This window comes from Sphingomonas sp. BLCC-B65, assembly GCF_028550675.1.
GTDB lineage: Bacteria > Actinomycetota > Actinomycetes > Actinomycetales > Microbacteriaceae > Microbacterium.
The window spans coordinates 776,068-791,960 of sequence record NZ_JAQQGL010000001.1 but is presented as its reverse complement, the minus strand read 5'-3'; the positions used below and the strand labels follow the sequence as shown (position 1 = coordinate 791,960).

Below are 15,893 nucleotides of genomic sequence, written 5' to 3'. Positions count from 1 at the left end.
GTGTCTCGGTGCGGGGGCGGTGTCTCGCGGACGGAGCGGACGGAGCGGACGGAGCGGACGGAGCGGGTGCGGTCACGGCAGGCCGCGGAGGGCGCGGTCGAGCGAACCCAGCAGCCCGAGATCGGGCTGTCGAACGAGAGGCAACCCCGCCGACAACAGGATCGCGCGGAGTTGGCTCGGGGCGATCACGTCGGCCCACGTCCAGTGATGAACCGTGTGGACGCCGCGTCGCATCAGCCGCGCGTCCCGAGCACGCCGTTCGCGGAGTGCGACACGAGCGTCGCCCAAGGCGCCGCTGTACTTGAGATCTCCGTCGGCCTCTCCCGCCACGAGATGGCCGTTGCGCAGCCATGCGAAGTCGACGCGGTCGTCCTCTCCCGGCTCCGGCCCTCGCACCCATCGCTGCATCTCCGGAACAGGAAAACCGAGCGCCTCGATAACCGTCGCGCTCACGGACTCCAGCGGTGACTCGGCAACCGCCGACGCGCGGTCGAGCACCTCGCGTGCGCGACGGCGGCCTCTCGAGGACGGGTGGGTCTCGCTCATCGCCCGCATGCAGCCGGTGGTGAGGTGCGGATCGGCCCGGAGTGCGGCATCGGCCGTCGCGCGGGCGACAGCGGGATGCCGTAGTCGTGCGGCATCCACGGCGACTTCGGCACCTGTCGCGACGAGCACACCGCTCACGTCGTCGAACTGCGGCGGGCGTTCGGCGGCATGCAGCCGGATCTCCCCGACCGCATGCGTCGCTCGCGAGCCGAGGGCGACGGCATGGACGTGCGGCGGTTCGCCGAAGACGGGGAGCCCGCGCAGCGCGGCCGCGGACTCCCGTACGAAGACGACGTCGGGGTAGCACCGCGCAGCCGCATGGACGCGAACGAGGTAGCGGTCCCATGGCGGCAGGTCCCGCCACAGCCGCGCCGGCGCGTAGACCCCGCGCATCACGCGAACGAGCTCCCCGCGCCGCACCGCGCGATCGATGTGCGGCTCGCCGCCTCGCGTGATCAACGGCACCGGGCACTCTCGGACGTCTGGCGTAGCGATCGCGGTTGGCATGTCGCCATTGCACCCGGCGATGAGTTGCCGCCTCCGCTGCTCACCGCTTTCCGTGGGAGCCGCCACCGTCTCTCGATGTGGGGAGGAACCCTTGCTCGCCCCGCGAGACACGGTCCGTGCACCGAAACACCGGTGTGCGGCGCGTGTCTCGGTGCGCCACGCGTGTCTCGCGGACCGGGTGGTGGTCGGTGCGGGCCGGGCGGTGGCCGGCGCGGGAGCGTTGGGGGGTGGGTCAGGCGAAGACGCCGGGCCACCAGGCGGCGGCGAGCGGATAGCCGACGAAGGCGATGACGTCGATGAGGGTGTGCGCGATCACCAGGGGCATCACGCGGCCCCAGCGCTGATAGACCCACCCGAACACGATGCCCATCGCGATGTTGCCGGCGATCGGTCCCCACCCTTGGTAGGCGTGATACGCGCCGCGCAGCGCCGCTGTGGACAGGATGATCGTCCACGTTCCCCATCCGAGCCGCCGCAGACGATCGAACAGGTAGCCGATGAAGATGACCTCTTCGGTGAGGCCGGCCCGCACGGCTGCCAGCAGGAGCAACGGAATCGTCCACCATGACGAGTCGAGTGGTGCGGCGTCGACCTGCACGGTGATCCCCAGCGCGCGACCGGCGACGTAGAGGCCGAGACCCGGGATGCCGATGACGGCGACGAGCAGCACGCCCGCACCCAGATCCCGCCCGAGAACCCGGAAATCCAAGCCGATGCGACGGAACGCCGAGATCCCGGGCTCCCACAGCAGGTAGATCGCCAGTGCGATGGGGGCGAACGCGAAGAACTGGGCCAGGAACTGGTTGAGGACGTCCCAGAACTGGGCGGCGTTCGCGCCCGGGTTCAGCGAGGTCGACTGGTCTCCCAAGGCCTGGTCGCGCGTCAGCGCCTGCACGAGCGCGAGCACCGAGGACAGCGCCGAGCGCCCGACCGACAGAGCGAGCACAATGCTGATCTCCCACCACAACCGGGCGCGCGTGCCCCTCAGTCTTGGCAGTTCGGCGGCCTCGGAATCGATCACCTTGTCAGATTGCCATATCGGCCCTGAACTGAGTTAAGGGTCTGTAACGTTTTCCCTAACGGTTTTGATCAACGCTGATCAGAACTTATGGTTTCGGTATCCGCGCCGTGGGTGTTTCACCCGCCTGCGCATCCATCCCTTACCCAGGAGGAAAATTGAAGAAGTCACGCTGGGGAGCACTTGCCGCGGTCACCGCGGCCGGCGCCCTCGCCCTGACGGGCTGCACGGCCAGCGGCGGCGGCAACGCCACCAACGCTGCGCCGACCGGTGGCACCGTCACGATGGCCATCGTGAACGACCTGACGTCGCTGAACAGCAACACGCCGCAGGGCAACCTGGACACCAACGGTCAGTACGTCTACCTGACCACGGGCGGGTTCTTCTACCCGGACAACAGCTTCAACCTCGTCAAGGACGAGTCGTTCGGCACGTACGAGAAGACCTCGGACGACCCGCTGACCGTGAAGTACACGCTCAAGAAGGACCTCAAGTGGTCCGACGGCGAGCCGATCACGGCCGACGACATGGTGCTCGCGTGGGCGATCGCCTCGGGCCACTACGATGACGCGACCACCGACGCGGACGGCAACGTCACGGGTGGCACGCAGTACTTCCAGATCGCGGGTTCGACGGCGGGCATCAACTCGACCGACTTCCCCGAGGTGGGCGACGACAACACGTCGATCACGCTGAAGTACTCCGAGCCCTACGTGGACTGGGAGATCTTCAACCCCATCGCGCAGCCCGCGCACGTCGTGGCCAAGAAGGCCGGCCTCTCCTCGGCCGCTGACCTGACGAAGCTCCTCCAGGGTCTGCCCAAGGGCGACCCGAAGGCTCCCGTCGCCGCGAACGACACCCTGAAGAAGGCTGCGGACTTCGTCAACACGGGCTACGACATCACGTCGTTCCCGACCGACAAGGACCTCCTGGTCACCTCGGGCCCGTGGGTGCTCTCGGCCTGGACGCCGGGTCAGTCGCTCACGTTCGAGCACAACCCCAACTACAAGGGCAACCTCGCGCCGAAGATCGACAAGCTCGTCATGCGTGTCATCGGCGACGCCGCCGCGCAGGTCACGGCTCTGCAGAACGGCGAGGTCGACCTCGTCTACCCGCAGGCATCCGCCGACACGAAGAAGTCGCTCGAGGCCGTCTCGGGTGCTCAGGTCATGACCGGTGACCAGGTCTCCTACGACCACCTCGACCTGAACTTCGGCTCCGAGGTGTTCAAGGACCCGACCGTCCGCGAGGCCTTCCTCCTGACGGTTCCGCGTCAGCAGATCCTCGACGCGATCGTGACGCCGGTCAACCCCGACGCCAAGGTCCTCGACTCGCAGATCTGGCTGCCCAGCCAGTCGGAGTACGCGACCACGGTCGCTCAGAACGGCTCGGACAAGTACGACCCGTCCAAGCTCGACGACAACATCGCGAAGGCCAAGGAGCTCCTCGCCGGCAAGACGCCGACCGTGAAGATCCTCTACAACACGAAGAACCCGAACCGCGTCGACGAGTTCCAGGCGATCCAGTCCTCCGCGGCCAAGGCCGGCTTCCAGGTCGTCGACGGTGGCGACCCCAAGTGGTCGACCCTGCTGTCGGCTGGCAACTACGACGCGTCGCTGTTCGGCTGGATCTCCCCGGGTATCGGCACGGCGCAGATCCCGCAGCTGTTCTCGACCGACGGTGGTGGAAACTACAACAAGTTCACCGCTGCCAACGAGGACGCGATCGCGTCGCAGACCACGGTTGACAAGGACAAGCTGACGCAGCTCCTCCTGAACATCGACAAGACGGCGTTCACCGAGGGCTACGGCCTGCCCCTCTTCCAGGCGCCCGGCATCTACGGCGTCTCCAGCAAGCTGGACGGCGTCAAGTACATGGGCAACCAGACCGGTCCGATCTGGAACAACTGGGAGTGGTCCGTCAAGCAGAGCACCAACACCAAGTAGTACCCACGCCAGGGTGGCGTCTACGGTAGATCCCGAAGGCGCCACCCTGGCCCCTGTCTGTCAACCGATGGGCAAGGCGATCGCAACCCGATGCCGCCCGCCCGTCGCACGTCGAAGTGAGTGACCTTTGGTCGGTTTCATTCTCCGTAGGGTCGGTGTGTCGATCCTCATCCTCCTCGCGGCATCCTTCGTGATGTTCAATCTGGTCGCTCTGTCGACGGATCCGCTCGAGGACCTCCGCTCTTCCAACAACCCGAACAAGCAGCAGCTGATCGAAGCGCGAATTCAGCTCGCCAACCTGGACGTCGCGCCTCCGCTTCGCTGGGCGATGTGGGTCGGCGGCGCCGCCAAGTGCCTCATCCCCTTCGCGAACGCCTGCGACCTGGGCACCACCTTCCAGGGTGCCCCCGTCACCGACGTCCTGCCGATCGCGATGGTGTCCACCATCCAGATGGTCACGGCGGCCCTGCTGCTGGCCATCCTCTTCGGCATCTCGACCGGAATCCTTTCTGCGCTGCGTGAGAACAGCGGCTTCGACGTGTCGTTCACCGTCCTCAGCCTGTTCCTCTACTCCCTGCCGTCCTTCCTGGCCGCCGCGCTTCTCAAGAACTTCGTCGCCATCGGCTTCAACGACTTCCTGCAAGACCCCGTCATCCCCATCGTCGTCGCGGTGATCGTCGGGATCGTGGTGGCCTTGATCGTGCAGGCGGTCGTCGGCGGTGACACCCGCCGTCGCCTCACGTCCGGGGGCACGAGCTTCGTGCTCACCACGGGCCTGCTCATCTACATGAGCGTCACCGGCTGGTTCCTCACGCCCGGGTTCGGCCCGGTCGGCGTCATCGTGCTGAGCGCAGGTGCCGCCCTCGGTGTGACCGTGCTGATCGCCGGCATCCAACAGCGCCGCGCGTTGCTGACGGCCGGCATCGTCGCCGTCGCCGGAATCATCAGCTACTTCGCGCTGCAGGGTCTGTTCGACGTGTCCACGTTCGCCACCATCGGCATCCTCTTCGTCGTGGCGCTGGCGGTCGGTTTCGCGGCCGGCTTCTTCGTCGGCGGAGACGACCGCTCCCAGAACATGCGCATCGGTGTTCTGGTCGCCGTGATCATCAGCGTCATCATTCTCATCGACCGCTTCATGCAGTCCTTCCCCGGCTACATGGAGGACATGAACGGACGCCCGATCGCCACCGTGGGCTCCTCGACGCCGGGATACGCTCCCGACAACATGTGGCGCGTCGGTCTGGACGTCTTCTTCCACCTGCTGCTTCCGACGATCTCGCTGCTGACGATCTCGTTCGCGGGGTACACGCGTTATGCCCGCGCCGGCATGATCGAGGTGCTCAGCCAGGACTACGTGCGCACCGCTCGCGCCAAGGGCATGCCCGAGCGGGTGGTGGTCGTCCGCCACGCATTCCGCAACGTGCTGATCCCGATCACGACGCTCGTGGCGACCGACCTCGGCGGGCTGCTCGGTGGAGCCATCATCACGGAGTTCATCTTCGCGATCCCCGGTATGGGTGCCCTCTTCCAGCGCTCGCTGGGTCCCGGTGACCTGTACCCGGTGATGGGCTACTTCATCGTCATCGCCTTCATGGCCATTCTGTTCAACTTCCTTGCCGATCTCGCGTACGCGGCACTCGACCCGAGAGTGAGGGTGCGCTGATGTCCAGCACCATCTCAGAAACCCCCGGCGACGTCGAAGAGCGCTCGATCAGTCAGAGCCGGATCATCTGGCGCCGTTTCCTCTCCCAGAAGGTCGGCCTCATCGCCGCCATCGTCCTCCTGGCAATCGTGGCCTTCGCCACGAGCGCCGTCGGGCTCGGCCCGATTCCCGGCTGGTGGAAGTACAACTGGTACGACCTGTCGAACAGCGTCAACGGCGGAGAGCCGACTCTGAGCCTGTTCCCGTTCTCGCTCGGCGACCACCCCTTCGGTCAGGACCGCATCGGGCGCGACTATTTCGCGATGACCATGCGCGGCATCCAGAACTCGTTCGTGGCCATGGTGCTGATCACGGGCATCGCGCTGATCGTGGGTGTCACGGTGGGCGCGATCGCGGGCTACTTCCGCGGCTGGGTCGACGCGGTGCTCATGCGCCTGACCGACGTCTTCATCGTGATCCCCGCCATCGTGATCGCCGCCGTCGTCGGTAACTGGGCCGGCGCGGTCGGCGTATGGGTCTTGGGCTCCATGCTCGGGTTCTTCAGCTGGATGGTGATCGCGCGTCTCGTCCGCGGTGAGTTCCTCTCGCTGCGCGAACGGGAGTTCGTCGAGGCTGCCCGCGTGGCCGGCGCCTCCGATGCCCGCATCATCTTCCGGCACATCCTTCCGAACGCGACCGGTGTGATCATCGTGTCGGGATCGCTCCTGGCAGCCGGCGCCATCCTGCTCGAGGCGGCGATCTCGCTTCTCGGCTACGGCATCCGCTCTCCTGACGTCTCGCTGGGTCTGCTCATCGGTGTCAACCAGTCGGCCTTCACCGTGCGGCCGTGGCTGTTCTGGTGGCCGGCGCTGTTCATCGTCACGCTGGCACTGTCGGCGAACATCTTCGGCGATGCCCTCCGCGAGGCGTTCGACCCGCGCAGCCGTCGGTTCTCCCGTCGTCGCACGAAGGAGCGCGCCGACGGTGTCGAGCCCGATGTCGCCGCTCCGACGAGCATGATGGATGCCGCGGCGCAGAACCCGCGCACCGGCACGCCGACCCTGCAGGATCCGGAGTAAGGCCGGATGCCGTCAGAGGTTCAGCAGCGCCGGAACGGTCGCCGCGGCCAGCAGCAGGCTCAGCGCGAGGGCGGTGACGTGCACGTGCACGCGGGCGCGGTCGCTTCCCGCGCGGCCCAGGGGGATGGCCTCGCTCTCCACGAGCCGATGCCATGCTCCCCGGATGATGTACGCGGCGTCACCGGAATCGGTGCCGAGGGCGTCGGACTTGCGCAGGACGCCGCCCCTCTGGTCGGGTCCGAGGCTGTCACGGCCTCCGCGCGGCATGGTGAGTGCGCCGGCCGCGGGCGCCGCGGACGATCGATATCGACGCGAGGGCGTCACCACGGTCAGCGCGAAGCGGGTGTCGATGTCGACGACCATCGTCCACGGGACGGTCGTGGTCGCGTAGGGGTTCACGAGCGTGATGGACTGCTCGTCCCAGACGATGCGCGGACGCCAGAACAGCTCGCCCACCAGCAGCGCGATCAGCGCCAACGGCACCAGAGCCCACAGCTGCTGCGTCGACCGGGTCGCGCCGAGCAGAACCACCAGCGCCGCGCCGGCGGTCACAGCCACCCATGCGCCGATCGCGATCACGGTGTTCGTGGTCGATCGGTACAGGCGCACGTCATCTGTCATTACCCCATCGTCGCATTCCGGACCACGAGTCCGTTCGCACGCACAACAGAAGGAAACCGCCGATGAGAACCTCCCGCGGCATGCTGCCCACGACCGAGGCGCACCAGCCGGACAGCGGTCCGGTGCTCGAGGTCACCGACCTCAACGTCGACTTCGGCGTCGACGGGTACTGGGTGCCCGCCGCACGTCACGTCTCCTACTCGATCGCTGCCGGCGAAGTGCTCGCCATCGTGGGTGAGTCCGGGTCGGGAAAGAGCGTCTCGTCGATGTCGCTGCTGGGCCTGCTGCCGAAGAACTCCCGCGTGAGCGGCAGTGCGAAGCTGGCTGGCCGCGAGCTCATCGGCATGAAGCCTCGGGAGATGCAGGAGATCCGCGGCAACCAGATCTCGATGATCTTCCAGGAGCCCATGACGGCGCTGAACCCGGTCCTGACGATCGGGTTCCAGATCGTGGAGACGTTGCGCCAGCACTTCGGCGTGTCTCCGGCGGAGGCCAAGGCGCGGGCCGTCGAGCTTCTGACGCTGGTCGAGCTTCCCGACCCGCAGAAAGCCTTCGACTCGTACCCGCACCAGCTGTCCGGCGGCCAGCGTCAGCGCGCGATGATCGCGCAGTCGCTGTCGTGCGACCCGCTGCTGCTGGTCGCGGACGAGCCGACGACCGCGCTGGATGTGACCGTTCAGGCGGAGATCCTCGAGCTCATGCGAAAGCTCCAGGACCGTCTCGGCTCGGCCATCCTGCTGATTACGCACGACATGGGCGTCGTCGCCGACATGGCCGACCGCATCGTCGTGATGCGTCAGGGCGACATCGTCGAGACCGGCACGGTCGCGAGCGTCTTCGCCGACCCGCAGCATCCGTATACGAAGGCGCTGCTGTCGGCGGTGCCGCGCATCACCACCGAGGATCTGCAGGCTCCCGATGCTGCCACCCCGTCCACTCCCGTGGTGGTGTCGTTCGACGACGTCGCGATCGAGTATCCGAAGCGCGGTCGGGTGCCGGCTTTCCGTGCGGCCGACCACATCGACCTGAAGATCTACCAGGGTGAGGTGCTGGGCCTGGTCGGCGAGTCCGGCTCGGGCAAGACGACGATCGGTCGCGCCACGATCGGTCTGCTGCCCATCCACTCCGGACGCCTGACCGTGGCCGGAATGGACATCTCGAAAGCGAACCGCGAGCAGCTGCACGCCCTCCACCACGAGGTGGGAATCGTCTTCCAAGATCCGTCGAGCTCGCTGAACCCTCGAATGACCATCGGCGATTCGATCGCCGAGCCGATCAAGCTGTCCGAGAAGATCAAGGGCGCGCCCCTCGACAAGCGCGTGCGAGCGCTGTTGGACTCCGTGCGGCTGCCGCGCGATTATGCATCCCGTTACCCGCACGAGCTCTCCGGTGGGCAGAAGCAGCGCGTGGGCATCGCCCGCGCCCTCGCTCTCAACCCGAAGGTCCTGGTTGCCGATGAGCCCACGAGCGCCCTCGACGTCTCCGTGCAGGCCACGGTTCTGGAGCTGTTGAAGGATCTGCAGCGCGAGCGCGGGTTCGCCTGCCTGTTCATCAGCCACGACCTCGCCGTCATCGATGAGCTGGCCGACCGGATCGCGGTCATGCGCCACGGCGCTCTCGTCGAGGTCGGCACCCGCGACCAGATCATGCGTCGCCCGCAGCAGGCCTACACCAAGCGTCTTCTGGCGGCCGTGCCGGTGCCCGACCCCGAGATCCAGCGTGAGCGCCGTGACAAGCGTCTGGCTGATCTCGCCGCCGGTGTGGACGCCGATGAGACACCCGGGGATGCCGCCGCGCACGCCTGATCGAGCGGCGCGGGGCGCGGCGGAGGACGCCGCGGCATCCGGCTTGTAGAATGGGAGGCGCTCTGCTCGGAGCGTCTCCCTTTCTCGTTAGGTCATTTCATGGCGCACGCCCTCCGTCCGGATCTCCGTAACGTCGCGATCGTCGCGCACGTCGACCACGGCAAGACCACGCTCGTGGACGCGATGCTCCGTCAGACCGGTTCCTTCGGTGAGCATGCGCACGTCGAAGAGCGCGCCATGGACTCGAACGACCTGGAGCGTGAGAAGGGCATCACGATCCTCGCCAAGAACACGGCGATCACCTACAACGGCATCCACACCGAGGTTCCGGTGACGATCAACGTCATCGACACCCCCGGCCACGCCGACTTCGGCGGCGAGGTCGAGCGCGGCCTGTCGATGGTCGACGGTGTCGTGCTGCTGGTCGACGCGTCGGAGGGTCCGTTGCCGCAGACCCGCTTCGTGCTGCGCAAGGCGCTGGAGGCGAAGCTGCCCGTGATCCTGCTGGTCAACAAGACCGACCGTCCCGACGCCCGGATCGCGGAGGTCGAGGAGGAGGCCCACGACCTGCTGCTGGGTCTGGCCGGCGACCTCGTCGACGACGTGCCCGACCTCGACGTCGACGCTCTGCTGGACGTGCCGGTCGTCTACGCGTCCGGTCGCGCCGGCGCCGCGTCTCGCAACCGGCCCGCCAACGGCGAGCTGCCCGACAACGAGGACCTCGAGCCCCTGTTCGAGGCCATCCTCGAGCACGTCCCCGCTCCCGCCTACGACGACGAGGCGCCGCTGCAGGCCTGGGTCACCAACCTCGATTCCTCGCCGTTCCTCGGCCGTCTGGCCCTGCTCCGTGTCTTCAACGGCACGCTGAAGAAGGGGCAGACCGTCGCCTGGGTGCGTCACGACGGCTCGCACACCAACGCGCGCATCACCGAGCTGCTCAAGACCCGTGCTCTCGAGCGCTACCCGGCCGAATCTGCCGGCCCCGGTGACATCGTCGCCATCGCCGGCATCGAGGACATCACGATCGGCGAGACGATCGCCGACCCCGAAGACGTGCGGCCGCTGCCCGCGATCACGGTCGATGACCCGGCCATCTCGATGACGATCGGCACCAACACCTCGCCCCTCATGGGCAAGGTGAAGGGTCACAAGCTCACGGCGCGCATGGTCAAGGACCGTCTCGATCGGGAGCTGATCGGCAACGTCTCGCTGAAGGTCGTCGACATCGGACGCCCCGACGCCTGGGAGGTGCAGGGTCGAGGTGAGCTCGCCCTGGCGATCCTCGTCGAGAACATGCGCCGTGAAGGCTTCGAGCTGACCGTCGGCAAGCCGCAGGTCGTCACCAAGCGCGGCGAGGACGGCAAGGTCAAGGAGCCGTTCGAGCACCTCACGATCGACGCCCCCGAAGAGCACCTCGGTGCCATCACGCAGCTGATGGCCGCTCGCAAGGGCCGCATGGACACCATGACCAACCACGGCACCGGCTGGGTGCGCATGGAGTTCGTCGTCCCCTCGCGCGGTCTGATCGGCTTCCGCAGCGAGTTCCTGACCATCACCCGCGGCACCGGCATCGCGAACGCGATCTCGCACGGCTACGACGACTGGGCGGGGCAGATCACCACCCGCCAGAACGGGTCGATCGTCGCCGACCGTCAGGGTGTCGTGACACCGTTCGCCATGATCGCGCTGCAGGAGCGCATGAGCTTCTTCGTGCAGCCGACCGAAGAGGTCTACGAGGGCATGGTCATCGGCGAGAACTCGCGCGCCGACGACATGGACGTCAACATCACGAAGGAGAAGAAGCTGACGAACATGCGCTCGTCGACGTCCGACTCCTTCGAGTCGATGACGCCGCCGCGCGTGCTCACGCTGGAGGAGTCGCTCGAGTTCGCGCGCGACGACGAATGCGTCGAGGTGACCCCCGAGAAGGTGCGCATCCGCAAGGTCGTGCTCGACGCGACCGAGCGCGGCCGCGCCGCCTCGCGCGCGAAGCGTCAGGACGGCTGAGCGCCGCGGGAAGCCTCATGCCCGCAGAATCTTCTCGAGCGGGCGACCTCGCGCGACCTCGTCGACGAGTTTGTCCAGGTAGCGGATCTTCTGCATCAACGGATCTGCGATCTGCTCCACTCGCACACCGCAGATCACACCCGTGATCTGCGCGGCGCCGGGATGCAGCCGCGCACCCGCGAAGAAGTCACGGAAGTTCGTCTGCGCGGCGAGGTGATCCGCGAGTTCCTCGGCGCTGTATCCCGTCAGCCATCGTGTGACGGTCTCGACGTCGTCCGCTGAGCGGCCCTTACGCTGCACCTTCTGGACGTAGAGCGGGTAGACGCGGGCGACGGGCATGTCGAAGATCCGCTCCATGACGGGCACCCTACTCGCCCGCAGGCGTTCGCGGGCAGGCGAACTGTCAGGATGGTGGGCATGGATGCCGCAGCTGAAGCCCGAGAGGCCGTGCGTCGCGCGCGGCGCGAGGCCGTCGGCGTCGCCGTCGCGACGAGCGCATACGGTGTCTCGTTCGGCGCCCTGGCTGTGGCGTCCGGCCTCGACGTCTGGCAGACGTGCGTGCTGAGCCTGCTCATGTTCACGGGGGGATCGCAGTTCGCGTTCGTCGGTGTCATCGGCGCGGGAGGCATCGCCGCCGCGCCCGCGGCGGTCGCCTCCGCCGCGTTGCTCGGCGTCCGCAACGTCGCCTACGGGCTGCGCATGGCTCCGGTGGTCGGGCGCGGCTGGCGCCGTCTCGTGGCGCCCCACGTCACGATCGACGAGTCGACGGCGGTGGCGCTGGCCCACAGCGATCCCGCGGCGCGGCGTGCGGGCTTCTGGATCACGGGCGTCGGCATCTACGTCGGATGGAACCTCTCGACGCTGGGTGGTGCGCTGCTCGGCGACGTCCTCGGCGATCCTCGTGTCTACGGGCTGGACGCGGCCGCGGCTGCGGCCTTCCTTGCGCTGCTGTGGCCGCGTCTGCGTCGCCGTCAGGCGATTGCCGTCGGCGTCGCCGCCGCGGTCGTCGCCACGGTTCTCACGCCCTTCCTCATGCCCGGCGCGCCCGTGCTGGTCGCCGCCGTGGTCGCCCTCGCCGTCGGGTGGACCAACGCGTTCGCGGGCCGCGCATCATGACGATGTGGACGGCCGTGCTGGCGGCGTCGCTCGCGTGCCTGGCGCTGAAAGCCCTCGGGTACGCGATTCCTGCGCGATGGTTCGGCTCGGCTCGCGCGGAACGCTCGATCGACCTGCTGACGGTCGCGCTGCTGGCCGCACTGGTCGCCGTGCAGACGCTGGGCGCCGGCCCGCAGATCGTCGCCGACGCGCGCGTGCCGGCGATCTTCGTCGCCGCGGGGCTGCTGACGCTCCGCGCCCCCTTCCTCGTCGTCGTGGTGGCGGCAGCGGTCGTTGCGGCCGCGCTCCGGGCGCTGGGGTGGGCGACGTAGAATCACGGCGTGAGAATCGCACGGATCGGGAGCTGGGCCGTCGCCGCGGTGATCGGCCTCCTCTATGGAGCTGCCGGGACCATCGGTCAGTCCGCACAGTGGGGGGTTATCCCACTGGGGCTGATCGTGGCCGTCGCCGGCACCGGTGCCCTGCTGCTCGCGGTACGACTGCTGACCGGCGACCGCTGGGCGGGGTTGGCGACCGGTCTCGGTGTCATGCTGACGACGTTGGTGCTCTCGGGTCGGGGCCCGGGCGGGTCGGTCGTCGTGCCCGCTCCCGCCGATGGTGAGATCTCCACCGGAGTGATCTGGACGCTGGCCGTTCCGGTGATGGTGGCCATCGTCGTGGCCTGGCCGCGCCTGGCGCCTCGGGCGTCGGCCTCCGGAGCGTCGTCGCTCGACGATGACCCGGCGAGCACGAACTAGACTCGACACGTGACATATGTGATCGCGTTGCCCTGCGTGGATGTGAAGGACCGTGCCTGCATCGATGAATGCCCCGTCGACTGCATCTACGAGGGCGAGCGCTCGCTCTACATCCACCCTGACGAGTGCGTGGACTGCGGCGCGTGTGAGCCGGTCTGCCCCGTGGAGGCGATCTACTACGAGGACGACCTGCCGGCCGAATGGCAGGACTACTACACCGCCAACGTCGAGTTCTTCGAGGACATCGGCTCGCCCGGCGGTGCCGCCAAGGTCGGTGTGATCGCCAAGGATCACCCCGTGATCTCCGCGCTTCCTCCGCAGTCGCACTGATGGCCGTCCGCGATCTCGACGACTATCCCTGGGATGCCGTCGCTCCCTTCGCTGCGCGAGCGCGGTCGCACCCGGGGGGCATCGTGGATCTGTCCATCGGGTCTCCCGTCGATCCGACGCCGGATGTCGTCGCCGAGGCGCTGCGTGCCGCGACGGATGCTCACGCCTACCCGCAGACGGTCGGCACCGCGGCGCTGCGCGGCGCCATCACCGCGTGGTACGACCGCCGCCGCGGGGTTCCCGGTCTGAGCGTCGACGAGGTCCTGCCGACGGTCGGTTCGAAGGAACTCGTCGCCCTCCTCCCGTTGCTGCTCGACCTGTCCGCCGGAGACATCGTCGTGCACCCGCGGGCCGCCTATCCCACCTACGAGGTGGGGGCCAAGCTGGTGGGTGCGACCCCGTTCGCCGCCGACGATCCCGCGCAGTGGCCGGTGGGCACGCGCCTGGTCTGGCTGAACACTCCGGGAAACCCCGACGGGCGGGTGCTCGACGTCCACGAACTCCGTGCCGCCGTCGCGCGTGCACGGGAGCTCGGCGCCGTGATCGTCAGCGATGAGTGCTACGCGGAACTCGGCTGGGACGGGCCCTGGGCCCACGCGCCGATCCCCAGCATCCTCGATCCGCGCATCGTCGGAGACGACCGGCGCGACGTGCTGTCGGTGTACTCGCTCAGCAAGCAGTCGAACCTCGCGGGGTACCGTGCCGCGTTCCTCGCCGGTGACGGCGATCTGGTGTCGCGCCTGCTGACGGCGCGCAAGCACCTCGGTCTCATGCTTCCCGGTCCTGTGCAGAGTGCCATGACGGCGGCGCTGGCAGACGATGCACACGTGGCTGCGCAGCGCGAGCGCTATCGCGCCCGGCGTGAGATTCTCCGGCCGGCACTCGTGGAAGCGGGATTTCGCATCGACAACTCCGAGGGCGGCCTCTACCTCTGGGCCACCGAAGGCGTCGATGCCTGGAAGACCATGGACCGCCTGGCCGATCTCGGCATCCTGGCCGGGCCGGGACACTTCTATGGGCAGCACTTCCCCGAGCACGTCCGCTTCTCCTTGACGGCGACCGATGAGCGGATCGCTGCAGCAGCGGAGCGCCTGGTGACCGTCTCGTAGGTTTCCTCCTACGAATTGCCCGTTCCTTTGCGCGCGATCTGCGTTGGACCGCGCGCCCAGTAGGCTGTAAAAGACCCCACCCACCGCAAGGAGGCTTCGTGAGCGACGCGGGACACCCCCAGAAGGCCACCGTCACCGTCGGTGACCGCACCGCCGAACTGCCGATTCTCTCCGGCACCGCCGGCGCACCCAGTGTCGACTTCTCGACCTTCACGAAGCAGACGGGTTACACGAGCCTGGACTACGGCTTCGTGAACACCGCGGCGACCAAGTCGGCGATCACTTTCATCGACGGCGATCAGGGCATCCTGCGCTATCGCGGTTACCCGATCGAGCAGCTCGCGAAGAACAGCACCTACCTCGAGGTGGCGTGGCTGCTGCTGTACGGCGAGCTTCCCACAGCCGATGAACTGGGGGAGTGGGACGACAAGATCCGGCACCACACGCTGCTGCACGAGGACCTCAAGCGCTTCTTCTCGTCGCTTCCGCACACTGCTCACCCGATGTCGGTGCTCTCGGCCGCGACGGCGGCGCTGTCCACGTACTACGAGGGTCAGTCCGACCCCAACAATCCGGAGCACGTCGAGCTCAACACCATTCGGCTGCTGGCGAAGCTTCCGGTCATCGCGGCGTATGCCCACAAGAAGAGCATCGGGCAGGCGTTCCTCTACCCGGACAACTCGCTGAGCTTCGTCGACAACTTCCTGCGGCTGAACTTCGGCAACCTCGCCGAGACGTACCAGGTGAACCCGGTGACGTCGCGCGCACTCGAGCGTCTGCTGATCCTGCATGAGGACCATGAGCAGAACGCGTCGACCTCGACGGTGCGCTTGGTCGGATCGACCGGCGCGAACCAGTTCTCCTCGATCTCCGCCGGCATCAACGCCCTCTACGGGCCGTTGCACGGCGGGGCGAACGAAGCCGTGCTCGACATGCTCGCGCGCATCCAGGACTCCGGGGAGAGTGTGCAGCGCTTCGTCGAGCGGGTGAAGAACAAGGAGGACGGGGTCAAGCTCATGGGCTTCGGCCACCGCGTCTACAAGAACTACGATCCGCGCGCGAAGCTCGTCAAGGAGTCGGCGGACGAGATTCTCGCCGAGCTTGGCGTCCACGATCCGCTGCTGGATCTCGCGCAGGAACTGGAGCAGGTCGCCCTCGAGGACGACTACTTCAAGGAGCGTCGCCTCTACCCCAACGTCGACTTCTACACCGGCGTGATCTACAAGGCCATGGGCTTTCCCACGCGGATGTTCACGCCACTGTTCGCGATCGGTCGCCTGCCCGGCTGGCTGGCGCACTGGCGCGAGATGCAGTACGACCCGCAGACGAAGATCGGACGTCCTCAGCAGCTGTACGTAGGCGCCGGGGAGCGCACCTACCCCGGGTCCGTCTGACCGGCGCAGCACCCCGCATCCCGTGCGAGGCGTGGC

At 67.6% G+C, this 15,893-nt stretch carries 15 protein-coding genes; 11 read left to right on the top strand and 4 right to left on the bottom strand.

Going from position 1 to position 15,893, the window contains the following annotated elements; translation table 11 throughout:
• Positions 1-72: 72 nt before the first annotated feature.
• Both PP359_RS03930 and PP359_RS03925 read right to left on the bottom strand, forming a co-directional pair.
• Entirely contained in the window at positions 73-1,011 is a 939-nt protein-coding gene (locus PP359_RS03930; protein WP_499249928.1) for a hypothetical protein, read from the bottom strand.
• A 274-nt stretch (positions 1,012-1,285) separates the two neighbouring features.
• On the bottom strand, positions 1,286-2,074 hold the full coding sequence (locus tag PP359_RS03925; RefSeq protein WP_135949036.1) for a CPBP family intramembrane glutamic endopeptidase: 789 nt from the start codon (positions 2,072-2,074) through the stop codon (positions 1,286-1,288).
• Between the two features lie 155 nt (positions 2,075-2,229).
• Between PP359_RS03925 and PP359_RS03920 the strand changes: the two genes are divergently transcribed.
• From PP359_RS03920 to PP359_RS03910, 3 genes are all read left to right on the top strand, one after another.
• Complete coding sequence (locus PP359_RS03920) at positions 2,230-4,017, top strand: ABC transporter family substrate-binding protein (protein WP_499249927.1); 1,788 nt, start codon at positions 2,230-2,232, stop codon at positions 4,015-4,017.
• Between the two features lie 157 nt (positions 4,018-4,174).
• Entirely contained in the window at positions 4,175-5,680 is a 1,506-nt protein-coding gene (locus PP359_RS03915; RefSeq protein WP_499249926.1) for an ABC transporter permease, read from the top strand.
• Positions 5,680-6,738, top strand: coding sequence for an ABC transporter permease (locus PP359_RS03910; RefSeq protein WP_499249925.1), 1,059 nt, complete (start codon positions 5,680-5,682; stop codon positions 6,736-6,738). The genes PP359_RS03915 and PP359_RS03910 overlap by 1 nt, the downstream gene beginning before the upstream one ends.
• Before the next feature lie 12 nt (positions 6,739-6,750).
• Here PP359_RS03910 and PP359_RS03905 read toward each other — a convergent pair whose 3' ends face one another.
• On the bottom strand, positions 6,751-7,359 hold the full coding sequence (locus tag PP359_RS03905; protein WP_135949037.1) for a PH domain-containing protein: 609 nt from the start codon (positions 7,357-7,359) through the stop codon (positions 6,751-6,753).
• Positions 7,360-7,421: 62 nt separating this feature from the next.
• On the opposite strand from PP359_RS03905, the gene PP359_RS03900 reads away from it, so the two are divergent.
• Positions 7,422-9,164 carry an ABC transporter ATP-binding protein gene (locus PP359_RS03900; protein WP_499249924.1) on the top strand — a complete coding sequence of 581 codons (1,743 nt, stop codon included), beginning with the start codon at positions 7,422-7,424 and terminating at the stop codon, positions 9,162-9,164.
• A 99-nt stretch (positions 9,165-9,263) separates the two neighbouring features.
• Positions 9,264-11,171: a translational GTPase TypA gene (gene typA / locus PP359_RS03895; RefSeq protein ID WP_036284930.1), complete on the top strand. Its 1,908-nt coding sequence runs from the start codon at positions 9,264-9,266 to the stop codon at positions 11,169-11,171.
• 15 nt (positions 11,172-11,186) lie between these two features.
• Here typA and PP359_RS03890 read toward each other — a convergent pair whose 3' ends face one another.
• On the bottom strand, positions 11,187-11,528 hold the full coding sequence (locus tag PP359_RS03890) for a DUF2200 domain-containing protein (protein WP_294944704.1): 342 nt from the start codon (positions 11,526-11,528) through the stop codon (positions 11,187-11,189).
• Positions 11,529-11,588: 60 nt separating this feature from the next.
• Here PP359_RS03890 and PP359_RS03885 point away from each other — a divergent pair, with 60 nt between their 5' ends.
• The 6 genes from PP359_RS03885 (at position 11,589) to PP359_RS03860 (ending at position 15,857) form a co-directional block, all read left to right on the top strand.
• On the top strand, positions 11,589-12,287 hold the full coding sequence (locus PP359_RS03885; RefSeq protein WP_294944706.1) for an AzlC family ABC transporter permease: 699 nt from the start codon (positions 11,589-11,591) through the stop codon (positions 12,285-12,287).
• Positions 12,284-12,598 carry an AzlD domain-containing protein gene (locus PP359_RS03880; RefSeq protein WP_036314955.1) on the top strand — a complete coding sequence of 105 codons (315 nt, stop codon included), beginning with the start codon at positions 12,284-12,286 and terminating at the stop codon, positions 12,596-12,598. Before PP359_RS03885 ends, PP359_RS03880 begins: the two co-directional genes overlap by 4 nt.
• 9 nt (positions 12,599-12,607) lie before the next feature.
• Positions 12,608-13,024 carry a histidinol dehydrogenase gene (locus PP359_RS03875; RefSeq protein WP_112931275.1) on the top strand — a complete coding sequence of 139 codons (417 nt, stop codon included), beginning with the start codon at positions 12,608-12,610 and terminating at the stop codon, positions 13,022-13,024.
• A 9-nt stretch (positions 13,025-13,033) separates the two neighbouring features.
• Complete coding sequence (fdxA, locus tag PP359_RS03870) at positions 13,034-13,354, top strand: ferredoxin (RefSeq protein WP_036314968.1); 321 nt, start codon at positions 13,034-13,036, stop codon at positions 13,352-13,354.
• Positions 13,354-14,463, top strand: coding sequence for a succinyldiaminopimelate transaminase (dapC, locus tag PP359_RS03865; RefSeq protein ID WP_112931276.1), 1,110 nt, complete (start codon positions 13,354-13,356; stop codon positions 14,461-14,463). Before fdxA ends, dapC begins: the two co-directional genes overlap by 1 nt.
• 98 nt (positions 14,464-14,561) lie before the next feature.
• On the top strand, positions 14,562-15,857 hold the full coding sequence (locus PP359_RS03860; protein WP_039415799.1) for a citrate synthase: 1,296 nt from the start codon (positions 14,562-14,564) through the stop codon (positions 15,855-15,857).
• The last annotated feature ends 36 nt before the right edge of the window (positions 15,858-15,893 follow it).